The following is a 262-nucleotide window of genomic DNA, read 5'->3' on the forward strand; positions in this document are numbered from 1 at the left end:
CACCTTCCAGATGAAGGGCAAAGTTTTGCTGTTTTTAGTTGTGAGTAATTTTATACTAAAAAAAGAGTAGCCCTTTTTTATAATATTTTTTTGCATAAATCTCAAAGGGTAAATATTATAATTTCCTTTATAAATTAAAGCTGTTTGGTGTTTATTTTTCCATTGCTCAAATAAAATCCTATCTTACCCTTTAGCATTTGTTCAGCTTTTTGACCAAATATTTCATAGCGCCAACCATTCATAGCGGGAATATTTTTTTTTA

Origin of the sequence: Bartonella sp. AA83SXKL, from assembly GCF_042196965.1 — a bacterium.
GTDB lineage: Bacteria > Pseudomonadota > Alphaproteobacteria > Rhizobiales > Rhizobiaceae > Bartonella.